This is a genomic window from Bifidobacterium sp. SO4 (assembly GCF_018555355.1).
In the GTDB taxonomy this organism is placed as follows: domain Bacteria; phylum Actinomycetota; class Actinomycetes; order Actinomycetales; family Bifidobacteriaceae; genus Bifidobacterium; species Bifidobacterium miconisargentati.
In genome coordinates, this window is record NZ_JAFEJP010000001.1 from 1 (window position 1) to 13609 (window position 13609).

The 13609-nt window shown below is 63.1% G+C and carries 12 protein-coding genes and 1 pseudogene; 1 reads left to right on the forward strand and 12 read right to left on the reverse strand.

Annotated features, from left to right (window positions below; genetic code table 11):
- Positions 1–279: 279 nt before the first annotated feature.
- From JS536_RS00005 to JS536_RS00015, 3 genes are all read right to left on the reverse strand, one after another.
- Entirely contained in the window at positions 280–1098 is an 819-nt protein-coding gene (locus JS536_RS00005; protein WP_214355310.1) for a carbohydrate ABC transporter permease, read from the reverse strand.
- Between the two features lie 20 nt (positions 1099–1118).
- A complete protein-coding gene (locus JS536_RS00010) occupies positions 1119–2045 on the reverse strand; it encodes a sugar ABC transporter permease (RefSeq protein ID WP_109057944.1) in 927 nt (308 codons plus the stop codon).
- Between the two features lie 371 nt (positions 2046–2416).
- Positions 2417–3736, reverse strand: a complete 1320-nt coding sequence (locus JS536_RS00015; RefSeq protein ID WP_214355311.1) for a sugar ABC transporter substrate-binding protein — start codon at positions 3734–3736, stop codon at positions 2417–2419.
- A 569-nt stretch (positions 3737–4305) separates the two neighbouring features.
- Here JS536_RS00015 and JS536_RS00020 point away from each other — a divergent pair.
- On the forward strand, positions 4306–5325 hold the full coding sequence (locus tag JS536_RS00020) for a LacI family DNA-binding transcriptional regulator (RefSeq protein ID WP_214305041.1): 1020 nt from the start codon (positions 4306–4308) through the stop codon (positions 5323–5325).
- Between the two features lie 48 nt (positions 5326–5373).
- On the opposite strand, the gene JS536_RS00025 is transcribed toward JS536_RS00020, so the two are convergent.
- The 9 genes and pseudogenes from JS536_RS00025 to JS536_RS00070 form a co-directional block, all read right to left on the reverse strand.
- Positions 5374–7017, reverse strand: a complete 1644-nt coding sequence (locus JS536_RS00025; RefSeq protein WP_346427447.1) for an AarF/UbiB family protein — start codon at positions 7015–7017, stop codon at positions 5374–5376.
- A gap of 185 nt (positions 7018–7202) precedes the next feature.
- Positions 7203–7490 (reverse strand): hypothetical protein, encoded by a 288-nt coding sequence (locus tag JS536_RS00030; RefSeq protein ID WP_214355313.1) that lies wholly within the window; start codon positions 7488–7490, stop codon positions 7203–7205.
- Between the two features lie 120 nt (positions 7491–7610).
- Positions 7611–8363, reverse strand: coding sequence for a glutamine amidotransferase (locus JS536_RS00035; RefSeq protein WP_214355314.1), 753 nt, complete (start codon positions 8361–8363; stop codon positions 7611–7613).
- 38 nt (positions 8364–8401) lie between these two features.
- Positions 8402–10033 (reverse strand): annotated as a pseudogene (locus tag JS536_RS11705) (MurT ligase domain-containing protein); the annotation flags it as partial.
- 203 nt (positions 10034–10236) lie between these two features.
- A complete protein-coding gene (gene dnaB, locus JS536_RS00050) occupies positions 10237–11667 on the reverse strand; it encodes a replicative DNA helicase (RefSeq protein ID WP_214355315.1) in 1431 nt (476 codons plus the stop codon).
- 64 nt (positions 11668–11731) lie between these two features.
- Positions 11732–12043 (reverse strand): type II toxin-antitoxin system RelE/ParE family toxin, encoded by a 312-nt coding sequence (locus tag JS536_RS00055; protein WP_214355316.1) that lies wholly within the window; start codon positions 12041–12043, stop codon positions 11732–11734.
- On the reverse strand, positions 12036–12320 hold the full coding sequence (locus JS536_RS00060) for a type II toxin-antitoxin system Phd/YefM family antitoxin (RefSeq protein ID WP_214305037.1): 285 nt from the start codon (positions 12318–12320) through the stop codon (positions 12036–12038). The genes JS536_RS00055 and JS536_RS00060 overlap by 8 nt, the downstream gene beginning before the upstream one ends.
- Positions 12321–12398: 78 nt before the next feature.
- Positions 12399–12845 (reverse strand): transposase, encoded by a 447-nt coding sequence (locus JS536_RS00065; protein ID WP_214355317.1) that lies wholly within the window; start codon positions 12843–12845, stop codon positions 12399–12401.
- Complete coding sequence (locus tag JS536_RS00070) at positions 12842–13432, reverse strand: hypothetical protein (protein WP_214355318.1); 591 nt, start codon at positions 13430–13432, stop codon at positions 12842–12844. The genes JS536_RS00065 and JS536_RS00070 overlap by 4 nt, the downstream gene beginning before the upstream one ends.
- Between the last annotated feature and the right edge of the window lie 177 nt (positions 13433–13609).

Below are 13609 nucleotides of genomic sequence, written 5' to 3' on the forward strand. Positions count from 1 at the left end.
GGCGGGGGTTGGGGGTTGGCCGGCTTTTGACTGAGTAGCCTTGCGGGAGGAAGAGCGCGAACAGGATTAAATCCAAGTGCGCCTGCTATATGGCACCGCCTCCGGCCCTGCGATTAAGGACTCGCCTTCGGCGAGGCTCAGTATCCTGACCGCGCCCGTCCTGCAATTAAAGACCGGCTTTCAGCCGGGCTCAGCATTGGCTTCGGGCTTGCCAGCCCTCAGCCTGGAGCCTGCTGGAAGCCCACCGGGCTTCCAGCCAAGGGCTGACGGCGCCGGCCGTCAGCCCTTGACGGCTCCAGCCATAAATCCCTTCACGTAGTACTTCTGCAGGGCGAGGAAGAGGATGGCGCAGGGGATCAGGAGGACTACGACGCCGGCTTCGGTGGCGCCGTAGTCGATGACGCCCATGGTCTGCTGGCGCATGTTCACCATGGCGAGCGGCAGGGTGCTCTTCGCGGAGGAGGACAGGTACAGCGGGATCATGAAGTTGTTCCATGCCTCGAGGAAGGCGAGCAGGCCGACCGTGACCATGGAGGGCTTGACCACCGGCACCAGGATCTTGACGAGGGCCTGGAAGGAGTTGCAGCCGTCAACCATGGCGGCCTCTTCCATGTCCTTCGGGATGGCGTCGAAGGCGTTGCGCATGATGAACGTCGACATAGGCAGCTGGAACAGCGTGATCACGAGGCCCACGCCAAGCAGCGTGTCATTGAGGCCGATGTCCTTGAACCACACCATCAGAGGGATCAGCAGCGAGGCGTACGGGACCATGAGGATGGACAGGGTCACCATGAAGCCGAGGTTGCGGCCCGGGTAGTCGAAGCGGGAGAACGAGTAGCCGGCCAGGGTGCAGACCACCACGGAGAACACCACGGCGACCAGCGAGACGATGATGGAGTTGAACAGGTACTTGGGCAGACCTTCCTGGTAGCCGAACAGCGTCAGGTAGTTGGCCACGCCCCAGCCCTGGGACTGGGCCGAGCCGGCCTGCGGGCTGAAGGAGCTGATCACGACCCAGATCAGCGGGCTGATGAAGATCAGGGCCAGAAGGCCTTCGAGGATTCGGGCGATGACGCGCTTCCACAATGGGGTAGTCATGATGTATTCCCTCCCCTTTCTCACTTGGTGTTGTCGCGCATGCCGCGCATCTGGATGGAGTTGATGATCACCAGGGCGATGAGCACGATCAGCGAGAGCGCGGCGGCCATGCCGAGGTCCTTCTTGGAATCGAAGGCGAAGTTGTAGATGAGCTGCACCACGGTCATGGTGGAGTTGTTCGGGCCGCCCTTGGTCAGGATGAAGAACTGATCGAAGGCGAGGATGGAGCCGGTCACGCAGTAGACCAAGCACATCACGATGGTCGGCTTCATCAACGGCAGGGTGATGGAGCGGAAGATGCGCCAGGTGCCGGCACCGTCCATGCGGGCGGCCTCGTACAGGTCACCGGGGATGGCCTGCAGGCCAATCATCATGAGCAGCATGTAGTAGCCGGAGAAGCGCCAGACGATGACGATGATCGTGGCCCACAGCGCGGACTGGCCGGTGGCGAGCACGGAGCCGCCCTCCTGCATGAGTCCCAGGGAGCTCAGGATCTTGGTGACCGGGCCCACCTGCGGGGAGTAGAGCGCGTAGAACAGCAGGGATGCGGAGGCCAGACCGGTGGCGGAGGGCAGCAGGAAGCAGGTACGAAGCACGTTGTTCCACTTGCTGGACTCCTGCACGATCAGGGCCATGCCCAGGCCCAGCACCAGCAGGAAGATCGTCACGATCACGGTGTACTCAAGCGTGAAGCCGATCGAAGGCCAGAACAGCTTGTGTTCGAACACCTTGGTGAAGTTGTCCGGGAAGTTGGTGCCTCGGTTGCCGCCCAGCAGGCTCCAGCGGGAGCATGCCATGATGACGAGCAGCACGATCGGCACGAAGAACAGGACGATGATCATCACCCAGTCGGGCAGCGCGTACAGGATGCCGCGCCGGAATGCCTGGGCCTTTGCCGTGGACTTGTGCTCGGGCACGGCCGCGGCGGACTTGGAAACACTCGACATGTTTCACTCCTTTATGGGGAAATGGATTTGATCGGACGATCGGACGTTGATCGAAAAATCGGATGTGATTCGTTGTTGAAAGGCGAATGCAATCCGTTATCAAGGCCGATTCCTGTGTGAAGGAGAAAGGAAGGAGAGTACAACAGGAAACCGGAATCGACCTTGGCAGCAGACCACAGTCGGGATTGGTGATGTGATTTTGGCTTGGGAAGGCTCCCCTCAGTCCGGCCTTGCCGGCCAGCTCCCCTCAGGGAGGGAAGCCAGAGATGATTCGTCCGGCTTCCTTTTTGAGGGGAACCGCCGCAAAGCGACCGAGGAGAGCGATATTCAGTTATTGGTAGCTATTGGGCTATGCGAGCGATTCAGCGGAATCACTGGGCGGACAGGACGTCCGTGACGGCCTGGTTGTCGGACTTGAGGTTGCCATCGCCCCAGACGGCGTTCTGGACGAGCAGCTGCCACGGGGAGCCGGCGGCGTTGAAGGCCTCGTTGAAGGCCGCGGACTTCGGGGTCTGGCCGTTGCCGTCGATGATGGTGGAGTTGATGGTCTGGATGCGCGGATCGGCGTCCTTGTAGGCGGTCTTCAGGGTCTCGATGTTGGAGGCGGTGTAGCCGTTGTCGGCGAAGACTTCCTTCTGGGTGTCGGACTGCATCAGCCAGTAGAGGAAGTTCCAGGCCTGAGCGACGTGCTTGGAATCCTTGGAGATACCCATGGCGTCGCCACCGAGGAAGGTGGAGGTCTTGCCGGAGGTGCCGGCGATCGGGGTCACGCCGACCTGGAAGCCGCCGGACTTCTCAGCGTCGAAGATGTCGTTGAGGGAGGTGTTCGGGTAAGGCATCACACCGATCTTGCCGTTGGCGAACGGAGCGGTCCAGGTGGCACCGGTCTCTTCCTTGGAGCCTGCGCCGAGGCCGTTGGTGGTGTTGGCCAGCTCCTTGTAGGAGTCGAGCACGGCCTTCATGGAGTCATTGTTCAGGGTGGCCTCGGTGCCGTCGTCGTTCATGACGGATTCGCCGTCAGCCCACACGGACGGGAAGAGGTCGAAGACCAGGGCGCCACCGGACTGGCCGGCCAGGTAGGAGCCTGCCACGCCGTCCTTGTTGAGCGCGGCGACCTTCTTGGCCTGCTCGGTGAAGGTCTTGATATCGGTCGGGCCCTGCTCCGGGTCGAGGCCGGCCTCCTTGTACAGGTCCTTGTTCCAGACCCACACGGAAACGTCGGTGATGAACGGCAGGGTGTACTCGGCGCCGTCCACGGTGCCGGCCTTGATGTGGCCCTGCTGGATGTCGTCCAGGTTGTCGAGGCCCTTGATCTGGTCAGTGATCTCGGTGAAGATGCCCTCGGAGGCCCAGTACGGAATACGGACCACGTCGCCGGCGAGGATGTCGGGCAGGGAGTCGGTCTGCGAGGCGCCGCCGACCTTGCCTTCCATATCGTCGTTCGGGATGATCTCGAGCTTGACCTGGTTCTTGTGGCTCTTGTTGTAGGCCTCGACGGCGGCCTTGGCCTGACGCTCCAGCGGGGAACGGGTCCACAGGGTGATTTCGGTGCCGTCATCGGTGCCCTTGGCCGGGATGCCTTCGGCGGTGGCGGTGCCACCATTGCCGGAGCCGCCGCAGGCGGCCAGCGGGATCAACATTGCAGCGGCGGCGATGCCGGCGAGCGCGCGGGTGACCTTGTTGAAGGACATATTCGCTTCTTTCTCTAAAATGTTCCGCTCATCTCTGAGAGGCGGTGGCGGAGTTTCCGCCTCCGGTCCTTCGGGGCTCCGTTCCTCCCTCCTTCGGTGGAATGAAACCTTGCGAAAGCCTTTTCTCAATATATGCGAACATCGGAGTTTTTGCAAAAACGCTTTCGCATTTTCCTTTTCTTTCGCGCACCGAACGGGTTCGATATGTAAATCACCGAACTAAATCATGCAAAAATCGGCTTATTTTCAGCTTTTCTACGGCGTGTCGCACAAGTAACACAAAACCTCACAGAAAACAAACGCTTTCATTCAATTCTTGCAAAAACGAACATTGTTGTTATCGTTTCGTTATAAACATACCCCCAGAAACACGCCTTGCGAAAACTTTTTCGCATTTTTGCACTACAATCGATTGCAGCACAGCGATGTACCTGACCGAATGCTTCGCCGCGTGACCGTCTTTCGGCGATGTACTCCTCCAGAGGTGTCGGAATGGAGCGTGGCGAACGGCCCGCACACGCATACTGGATAGATATAGAAGCGGCACGATGAGGAATCGAGGCATGATGATGGCCCAGGCACCAGCCGGACGTTCGGCCCGACTTGAGGACGTTGCGGCGCTGGCCGGCGTTTCACTGGCCACCGCATCCAAGGCGTTGCACAACAAGCCCCGCATCAGCGAGGAGACCAAGCAGCGCGTGCTGGATGCCGCCCGTCAGCTCAACTACTCCCCCAACAAACTGGCCCAGTCGCTGGTCCGTGGCACCTCCGGCCTCATCGGCCTGGTCACCTCCGACCTGCAGGGTCGTTTTTCCACCCCGATCCTCATCGGCGCGGAAAACGAGCTGCGCGCGCAGTCCACGTCCGTGCTGCTGGCCAACGCCCGCGGCGATGCGGCTCTCGAACGCCAGCATGTGGAGAAGCTGCTCTCCCTGAAGGTCGACGGCCTGCTTATCGTGCAGCGCGAGACCAACCCGCGCCCCTCGCTCGGCCATGACTGGGGCGTGCCGCTGGTCTACGTCTACGGCCCCTCCACCGATCCGGACGACTGCTCCGTGACCTGCGACAACGTGGACGCCGGCCGCATGGCCGTCAATCACCTGATTTCCTGCGGTCGCCGGCACATCGCCATCATCGGCGGCGACGAGACCTACACCGCCGCGACGGACCGTACCAAGGGCGCGCTCGAGGCGCTGGCCGAGCTCGGCATCGAACCGGCCGGGCCCATCCGCTACGGCAAGTGGGACGAGGGCTGGGGCCGCGCGGCCACCCGACTGCTGCTCGATCAGGGCGTGAAGTTCGACGCCGTGGTCTGCCAGAACGACCAGCTGGCCCGCGGCTGCATCGACGTGCTCAAGCAGCAGGGCATGCGCATCCCGGACGACGTGGCCGTGATCGGCCACGACAACTGGTCCGTACTCACCTCCAGCTCACGCCCGGCCCTGACCTCCATCGACAACGAGACCGAGACCATCGGCCGCCGCGCCGCCCGTTACCTGATGGACGCCATCGACGGCAATCCCCATCATGGAGTGGATTACACGCCCTGCCGCCTCATCCAGCGCGAGTCCACGCTTCCGCTGGACTGAGCCGTTGGACTGACACAGCTCTGCAGAAAGACCTCGGCCGCCGGAACCCTACCGCCTCTTGGACTTGCGGCCCTTGAGGTAGATGTCGAGCACGATCCACACGCCAAGCACGAAGGCCACCACGTAGCCCAGGAAGCCCACGATGGGGATGCCGAAGATGATCGGCTTCATGCCGGCGTAGTACACGATGGACGAGCCGATGAACAGGCCCACCACGATGAGGGCCATGGTCAGTCGGTTCACCATGTCGGAGAGCAGCTGGAACGGCTCCTGCGAACCCACGAGTTCCATGTTCACGCGCAACTGGCCGCGCGTGAGCATGCGGGCGGCAACGTTGAACTCGCTGAGTGCCCCCAGCGCGCTGTGGACGGCCTCGTGCCCCTCGATGCCCAGCGATTTCAGCTCGTCCTTGACGGCCTGGCTGGTGGTCTTGGACGTGGCGATGTGCTGGGAGATGATCTCGATCATGTTCACGTCCGGGATGAACTCGTCCAGCAGGCCCTCCAACGTCACCAGCGCGCGGCCCACGGTAGTGACGGTGCTCGGCACCTCGATGCCGTGGCGTTGCGCGAGCGAGGTGAGCGCGGCGATGAAGGCGGCGATGTCGAGGTCCGCCAGTTCCACCGTGCCGTATTCCTTGACGATGACGTCCAGGTCCGCGAGCAGCGAGGGATAGTCGGCCGGATCCGCTTCGGCGCCGGCGAAACGCAACAGGCCGTCCGCCAGTTGCGGTGAGTCCTGCTTGGCCACGGCAAAGATCATGTCCTTCATCACCGCGCGGGTCTTGGCGTCAAGACGGCCGGTCATGCCGAGGTCGATGAGCACGATCTGGCCGCCGCGGATGATGATGTTGCCGGGGTGCGGGTCGGCGTGGAAGAAGCCGTCGTCCAGAATCTGCGTGGCGTAGTTGTCCACGAGCTTGGTGCCGATGTCCTTGAGGTCGTAGCCCGCGGCGACCAGTTCGCCGGCATGAGAGACGGAGATGCCGTCCACGTATTCCATGACCACCACATGCTCGGTGCATAGCTCCGGGTACGGCGTGGGGCAGTCCATGTATTTGAAGCGGGAGGCGAACCGCTTGAATTCGGCGAGGTTGCGGGCCTCCACCAAGAAGTCGGTCTCCGATTCGAACGTGTCCCACAGCTCCTCGACCACGCCTTTGAGGTCCACGATCTGCGAGGAGCCGATGACCTTGGTTGCCGCCTTGGCGATGGAGCGCATGATGGACACGTCCTGGGCCATGGTCTCGCGCACGCCGGGGCGCTGGACCTTGACGGCCACGTCCTCGCCGGTCTTCAGCGTGGCGCGATGCACCTGGGCGAGCGATGCGGAGCCCAGCGGCTTGGGGTCGATCTGTGCGAATACCTCATCCGCGGGACGGCCGTATTCGGCGGCGAGCACGTCCAGCACGGTGGCGTAGGGCATGGGGTCGGCGTCGGCGCGCAGTTTGGCGAGTTCGTCGCAGAAGCTCTGCGGCAGGATCTCGGAGCGCATCGAGAGGATCTGGCCAACTTTGACGAAGGTGGGGCCGAGCGCCTCGAACATGAGGCGCATCTTGACCGGCGTCAGGCCCTTGAGCGCGTCGAACTGGTTGACGATGCGCGTGATCTGGGCAAGGCGCTTCACCTTGCCGCGACGGGTCAGGTGATAGCGCGTGGAGAAATCGTCGCGCCGGCCGCCGAACAGGCCGATGGTTTCGGTGTCGGCCGGATTCCAGGCATACTGCGACCAGCCGGCCTCCGTATTGGCAGTGCTGGCAGTATTGACGGTGTTGCCAGCACTGCCAGTGCTGCCGGTACTTCCGGTACTGGATGAGGTCGGCTGGTCGTTGCTTTGCTGCTTGGTTTCCGGCTGAACTGCTGTCACGAGAGTATCGCTCAGGCCTCGGCGGACTTGTCGGCGGTGGCTTCGGGCGTCTCCGGCGCGACCTCGGTGTCCACGGGCTCGGACTTCTTGGCGTCATCCTTGTTCGCGTCGTTGACGAGGGCCTCGCCCACCTTGCGCTTGAGCTCGGTATTCAGGCTCTTGCCCTGCTCGACGGTCAGCTCGCCCTTCTTGACGAGGTCATCGACGATCTCGCTGCTCTTCTCATAGCCGGTGGCCAGGGCACCGATGCCCGCCAGCAGAACCTTGCGCAGGCCGTCGCCCAAATCGAAATCTGCCATAATAACCCCTCCTTCGAGGTTCGTCCGCGGCCTTATGCCGCGTCCCGTATTGTCAAGCCTAGCGCAACCGCCCGGCCTTGGCGCTAGTCCCCGCGGCCGATTTCGTCTGGATTTGCGACATCACCGCGGGCGGGCCGCGGCGGTTTTGCGGGCGTTGGCGGCCACGGCGTCCAACCGCTTCAGTTCGGCGGCCTGTTCCTGGGTCTGGTCGTTCGTAGCGAACGTGCCGTAGCGGCGGGTCACGGCGGTGGCGATGAGGAAGTCGCTGATGGCGGGGTTCTTGGGCAGCAGCGAGCCGTGCATGTACGTGCCGATCACGTTGTTCACCCGCGCGCCTTCGGTATGGTCCTCGCCGTTGTTGCCCCGGCCTTCCTGATCCACATGGCCCAGCGGCTGCACGCCCTCGTTGAGGAAGGTCTGGCCGGAGTGGTTCTCGTAGCCGATCACGTCGCCGAACTGCTCGGAATGCTCCACCAGATTGCCGATCATGCGCACGTCACGGCCCACGGTGTGGGCGCCGATGATGCCGATGCCGTCCAGGCGGGTGCCGTCCACGGTCTCGAAGTACTCGCCGAACAGCTGGTACAGGCCGCAGATCATGAGCATGGGGGTGCCGTCCACGGCCAGCGAGCGCAGCAGATCCGCACGCTTGAAGAAGTCGTCGATGATCTTCTTCTGACCGGTGTCCTGTCCGCCGCCGCCGAGAATCAGGTCGACGTGGTCCGGCCATTCGTCGCCCTGGTTGTACTGGTGGATGCGCGGCGCGTAACCGTACAGTTCCAGCCTGCGGCGGATGGTCAGCACGTTGCCGGAGTCGCCGTAGATGTTCATGTCCTTGGGGTAGAGGGACATCACATCGATTGTCTTGCCCATGTCTCGTTCTCCTTGGAATCCTTGGGTCGTCTGCCGGCTCACTTGCCCACGCCGGCGTCCGCGACGTTCGCCACCTGCGCGAGCGCGGCGCGAACCTTGAGCATGGAGGTGTACGTGCAGTAGATGTGCTTCGGCTTGCCGGGGTTGCCGTTGACGAACGCGGTGAGCGCCGATTCGATGTCCGGGTCCGTGGCAGCGACGGGAACCTGGTCGTAGCCGAGGCGCAGCGCCATGTCCCATGCGCGCACGCCGGAGACCATGGCCACGCCCGAGGTGCGCAGTGAGGTGAAGTCCACATCCCACAGCCAGCTCATGTCGCGGCCGTCGGCGTATTCGTCGTTGATGACGATCATGGTGTCGGCACCGGCCGGGTCGAAGCTGGCCAGCGAGAGACGGAAGCCCATCGGGTTCTTGACGAGCAGCAGTTCGACGGGCGAGCCATTGACGTCGATGATCTCGCCGCGGCCGAACGCCGGGGTCACACGGGAGACGGCGGCGATGAGCTTGTCGGCGTCGGCATCGGCGAACGCGCGCTCGCGGGCCGCCAGTGAGCCGGTTCGTATGGTAGCGAGTGGGGGCAGGGCGAGGGCCTGCGCGTCCTTCTGCACTGCGCGGACCACGGCGAGCGCGGCGGCGGCGTTGTAGAGGTTGTAGACGCCTTCGAGTTTGACGGCGGTGGAGTAGTCGCGGTCGTCCATGCGGAATGTGGCCTGATGGTCACCTACGGCGGTGAGCGTTACGTCCGCGGGGAGGGTCTCCGACGCAGCTCCCCTCAGTCCGCTTCGCGGACAGCTCCCCTCGGAGAGGGGAGCCGAAGTCTTCCGACGAAAGTCATTCCGTACGGTCCTTGGCTCCCCTCCCTGAGGACATTGCCGTGAAGCGGACAGCACGGTGTGCTGTCCGTAGGCGATGTGCGAGACGGCAGTCGAGCCTACAGAAACGTCGGACGCAGTCTGTCCATTATTGCAGGACGAGCTGTCAGCGGAGCTGACTGAGGGGAGCTCGCGGCGCGCCCCATCCCCCGCACCAGCCTCCACGGACACGGTGGTGGCCATGTCGTCGTCGGAGGGGAAGTAGCGCTTCAGGCCATCGGCCAGACCGAAATACCGCACTTCGGTGCCGGCCGGGGCCTTGGCGGCGAGCGCGGCGATGCGCGGATCCTCGCGGTTGAGCACCACAGTGCCGGTGGTAGTTTCGGCCACATGGCTGAGCAGCTTGGCCGTGGTGTCGATCTCGCCGAAGCGGTCGAGCTGGTCGCGCATCACGTTGAGCAGCAGCGCATAGCGTGGCTTGACCTGGCGCACGAAGTGCACGGCGTACGCCTCGTCCAGCTCCAGCACGGCGATGTCCGCATCCAGCCTGCCGGCGAGGTTCACCTCAGTGAGGAGTGCGGAGACCACGCCGCGCGTGAAGTTGGAGCCGGTGGGGTTGGTGAACACCTTAAGGCCCAGATCGGCGAGCATCGAGGCCACCATGCGGGTGGTGGTGGTCTTGCCGTTGGTGCCGGAGACCAGCACCACGCCGAGCGGCAGCTGGCCGAGCGTGCGGGCCAGGAAGGTGGGGTCGATCCGTTCGATCACCTTGCCCGGGAACGCCGAGCCGCCGTGCTTGGTGACGCGGGACGCCCAACGCACGCCTTTGCCGATCAGCGGCGTGGCGAAGGCGTTCCATGGCGCCTGGGGGGCTTGGGAAGTCTTGGATGCCTTGGGCTGGTTCGCAGCCGGATTGTTCTCATTCATCGTGGCACCTCCTATCGCACGCATTCCAGGCGTGAAACATGCCGTGAAACAATTCCGGCACTTTGTGAAACATATTGTGAAACAGGTTCGCCGCTCCGTGAAACATCACGTGGAACATTGCCTCCGACCATGCGTCACACCCCCTGGTTGTAGTCCTGCGGCATGTCCTTGAACTTGGACGTGGCGCCGAGGAAGGCGAGATGGAAGGTTTCGGTGGGGCCGTTACGGTGCTTGGCCATGATGATGTCGGCCTCGCCCGGACGGTCCTCCTTGTCGTAGAAGTCCGGACGGTGCACGAGGAACACCACGTCGGCGTCCTGCTCGATGGAGCCGGATTCACGAAGGTCGGACAGCTGCGGCTTCTTGTCGTTACGCATTTCCGGACCACGGTTCAGCTGGGACAGCGCCACCACGGGCACCTCTAGCTCCTTGGCCAAGAGCTTCAAGGCACGGGAGAACTCGGAGACCTCCTGCTGGCGGGATTCCACGGCCTTGCCCGAGGTCATGAGCTGCAGGTAATCGATGACCACGAGTTTCAGGTCGTTGGTCTGCTTGAGTCGGCGGCACTTGGCGCGGATCTCCATCAGCGACATGTTCGGGCTGTCGTCGATGAACAGCGGCGCGTTCTGCATCTTGGTCCAGAACTGGTTCAGCGTGTTCCAGCGTTCGGGCGTGATGTCGTCCGCACGGCGCAGAGCTGCCATCGGGATGTTGGTCTCGGCGGAGATGATGCGCTGGGCGAGCTCCACCTTGCTCATCTCCAGGCTGAACACCACCGAGGTCATGTTGTGGTGCAGGGCCGCGGCGCGCGCGAAGTCGATGCCGAGCGTGGACTTGCCCATGGCCGGTCGGCCTGCCACGACTACCATCTGGCCGGGCTGCAGACCCTGGGTCACGTCGTCGATGTCGCGGAATCCGGTGGGAACGCCCTTGTTCACCAGACCCTGCTGGAGTTTGTCGAGCTGGTCGAGCGCGTCATGGACCACCGGGCCGATGGCGGTGTAGTCCTGACGTACCTTGCCCATCGACATCTCGTAGATCTCCGACTGGGCGAGGTTCACCACGTCCTCGGCCTGCGAGCCTTCGGCGGAGTAGCCGAGCTGGGCGATCTTGGTGCCGGCCGCGATCACGTTGCGCAGCACGGCACGCTGATGCACGATTTCGGCGTAGTACATCGCGTTGGCGGCGGTGGGCACGGATGCCACCAGGCTGTGCAGGTAATCCGCGCCGCCCACCTTGTCCAGATTGCCGTCAGCGAGCAGCTGGTTGGCCACGAGCACCACGTCCACCGGCTGGCTGGCGGAGAACAGGTCGATGATCGCGTTGTAGATAGTCTGGTGCTTGGGCTGGTAGAAATCGGCGGAATCGATGGTCTGCGAAACCTCGCCGATGGCATCCTTGCTCATCAGCATGCCGCCGAGCACGGCCATTTCGGCGTCGTCGTCATGCGGGGGCACGCGGTCGAAAATCGCGTCGCCGACCGTCTGGGTCGCGCCCGACGCACCGCGAGCGCCGCTGCCGCCGCCCGAATAGTCCTGATATGAGGTGTCGCTTCCTTCTGCCATAGCTCCCCAATCTACACGCACATGGACATAACGAACCTGATATCGCGCGGAGCAACACAGCCGTTCAGGAAAGTTGTTGGGACAGATTCCTTCGCGCGTAGATGACTCTGGACACCGTCACTGTCTTGGCCGGCTCATCCACCCAGTAGAAAATCCCGTAATTGCCGACCATGACTCTACGGTATTCATGACGAAGCGGACGAATGGGTATGTACGAAGGATGGGAATACGGGAAATCCGCCAAGCCCTCAATCGCCGCATTCAATCCCACCATGAGACGTTCGGCGGCATGAGGACTCTGCAGCTCGCCCGCGATGTAGGCGACCGCGGAACTCATATCTCCCACGGCCTTCGGCAGAATCTCGACCTTATACACGAGCCGCACCGTCGATGGCGGCGCGCATGGATGCCAGCGCCTCCTTGGGGCTGAATCGCGTGCCGGTGGTCTCGGCCTCACGCTCACCTTCCAGAAGCATGTCATACACATGACTATCCAGTCGCAGGTTCTCGTACGCATCCATGCTGAGCACCACCATGTCACCGAACCCGTTCTTCGTCAGGAACACAGGCTGGCCCGTCTCATGAACCGTGCGGGACACGTCCGCGAAATTGTTCCGAAGGTCTGACACCGGGCGAATCATCTGATGAGCCATACCGACCACCTCCAGCCCAAATTTAGCATAATTATGCTAAATCAGCGAAGTGTTGGCAGCTCTCAATGACCTATGTAGTCATTTGTTCAGTAGCCCGCGCATTCGGTCGAGTTCGCGTTCCAGGTACTGGATGTAGTGGATCTGCTGGGTGATCAGCACGTCACGAGTATCCGCCCCAGCACGCGACGGAACCGGTTCCGCGCGGGAGCCAACAGCCGGCTTAATCCCATCGGGCCCGTCTGCCGCTTCGGAGACCGCCCCGTCCGCCGGCCGTTCCCATGGCAGGACGGTTTCGTGTTCGGCCTGCTTCCACCGGGCGAACGCACGCTCGATACGCTTATACCCCACAAGCCTGGGATCCAAGCCCGCGTCACGGAAGATACTCACGGGGCGCCTGCCCAGCGCGTACTGGCGCAGGCAGTCAGCCCTGAATTCGTTCGTGTAGTACACGCGAGTCGGCGTCGCCGACTCCACAGCCGGCAGGGACTCCAAATACCTGATCTGCTCGGGAGTGAAATCACTCACCGCGAGTCCCCACCATGACGGCCACGAACACCCTCAGACACCACAGGAACATCCACCAGGGCATCCCACACCTGGCCCGCCTGCACCAGCCACACGGCCACGGCCAACAGCAACGGCAGGTGAATCGTCATCCAGTTGTCACCGGCCGGTACCCTGTCGACCACGAGCAGGAACGGAGCCACCAACGGCCAGACCGCAGCCTTACGGACGGAAGCGCCCGCACCCGAGGCCACCGCCTTCAGGCCCAGAACGGCCAGCACGAGCACCAGCGGCGCCAGCGCGTACGCCAGACGACCACCCACCTTCGAGACAAACCCGATGACACCGAACAGGACGGCGAACACGGCCTCACCCACGAACACCAGGGACGCCACACCATCCCGCGCGGCTTCCGCCTTCGGCACGAACAACCCGGCCAGCAGGAGGCCCGCCAGCCACGCCAGGCCGATAATCACCCACCACAGGAGCCGGTCAGCCTTCCACCACAACACCGGCACCACAACCGTGGCCGCCACGGCCAACAGCACGCCGGCAAACGCCACCGGCGACTTCACCAACGCCCTCACATCCCCAGCCACAACACGCATCAATCAAATCCCTTCACGAATAGAACCTGGCTCCCCTCCCCGAGGGGAGCTGCCGGCGAAGCCGGCTGAGGGGATCCACACAGGGCACTCCCCACACGGACAAAACATCTACGAAAACAGGGAAGGGCCCCGGCCCCTCCAACAGGAACAGCCGGGACCCTCCATTCACTCAGCGAC

Bases quoted from the DNA above. Each gene is read 5' to 3' on its own strand.
- JS536_RS00005 (WP_214355310.1), bottom strand. From the start codon at position 1,098: ATGACTACCCCATTGTGGAAGCGCGTCATCGCCCGAATCCTCGAAGGC.
- JS536_RS00010 (WP_109057944.1), bottom strand. From the start codon at position 2,045: ATGTCGAGTGTTTCCAAGTCCGCCGCGGCCGTGCCCGAGCACAAGTCC.
- JS536_RS00015 (WP_214355311.1), bottom strand. From the start codon at position 3,736: ATGTCCTTCAACAAGGTCACCCGCGCGCTCGCCGGCATCGCCGCCGCT.
- JS536_RS00020 (WP_214305041.1), top strand. From the start codon at position 4,306: ATGGCCCAGGCACCAGCCGGACGTTCGGCCCGACTTGAGGACGTTGCG.
- JS536_RS00030 (WP_214355313.1), bottom strand. From the start codon at position 7,490: ATGGCAGATTTCGATTTGGGCGACGGCCTGCGCAAGGTTCTGCTGGCG.
- JS536_RS00035 (WP_214355314.1), bottom strand. From the start codon at position 8,363: ATGGGCAAGACAATCGATGTGATGTCCCTCTACCCCAAGGACATGAAC.
- dnaB (WP_214355315.1), bottom strand. From the start codon at position 11,667: ATGGCAGAAGGAAGCGACACCTCATATCAGGACTATTCGGGCGGCGGC.
- JS536_RS00060 (WP_214305037.1), bottom strand. From the start codon at position 12,320: ATGGCTCATCAGATGATTCGCCCGGTGTCAGACCTTCGGAACAATTTC.
- JS536_RS00070 (WP_214355318.1), bottom strand. From the start codon at position 13,432: ATGCGTGTTGTGGCTGGGGATGTGAGGGCGTTGGTGAAGTCGCCGGTG.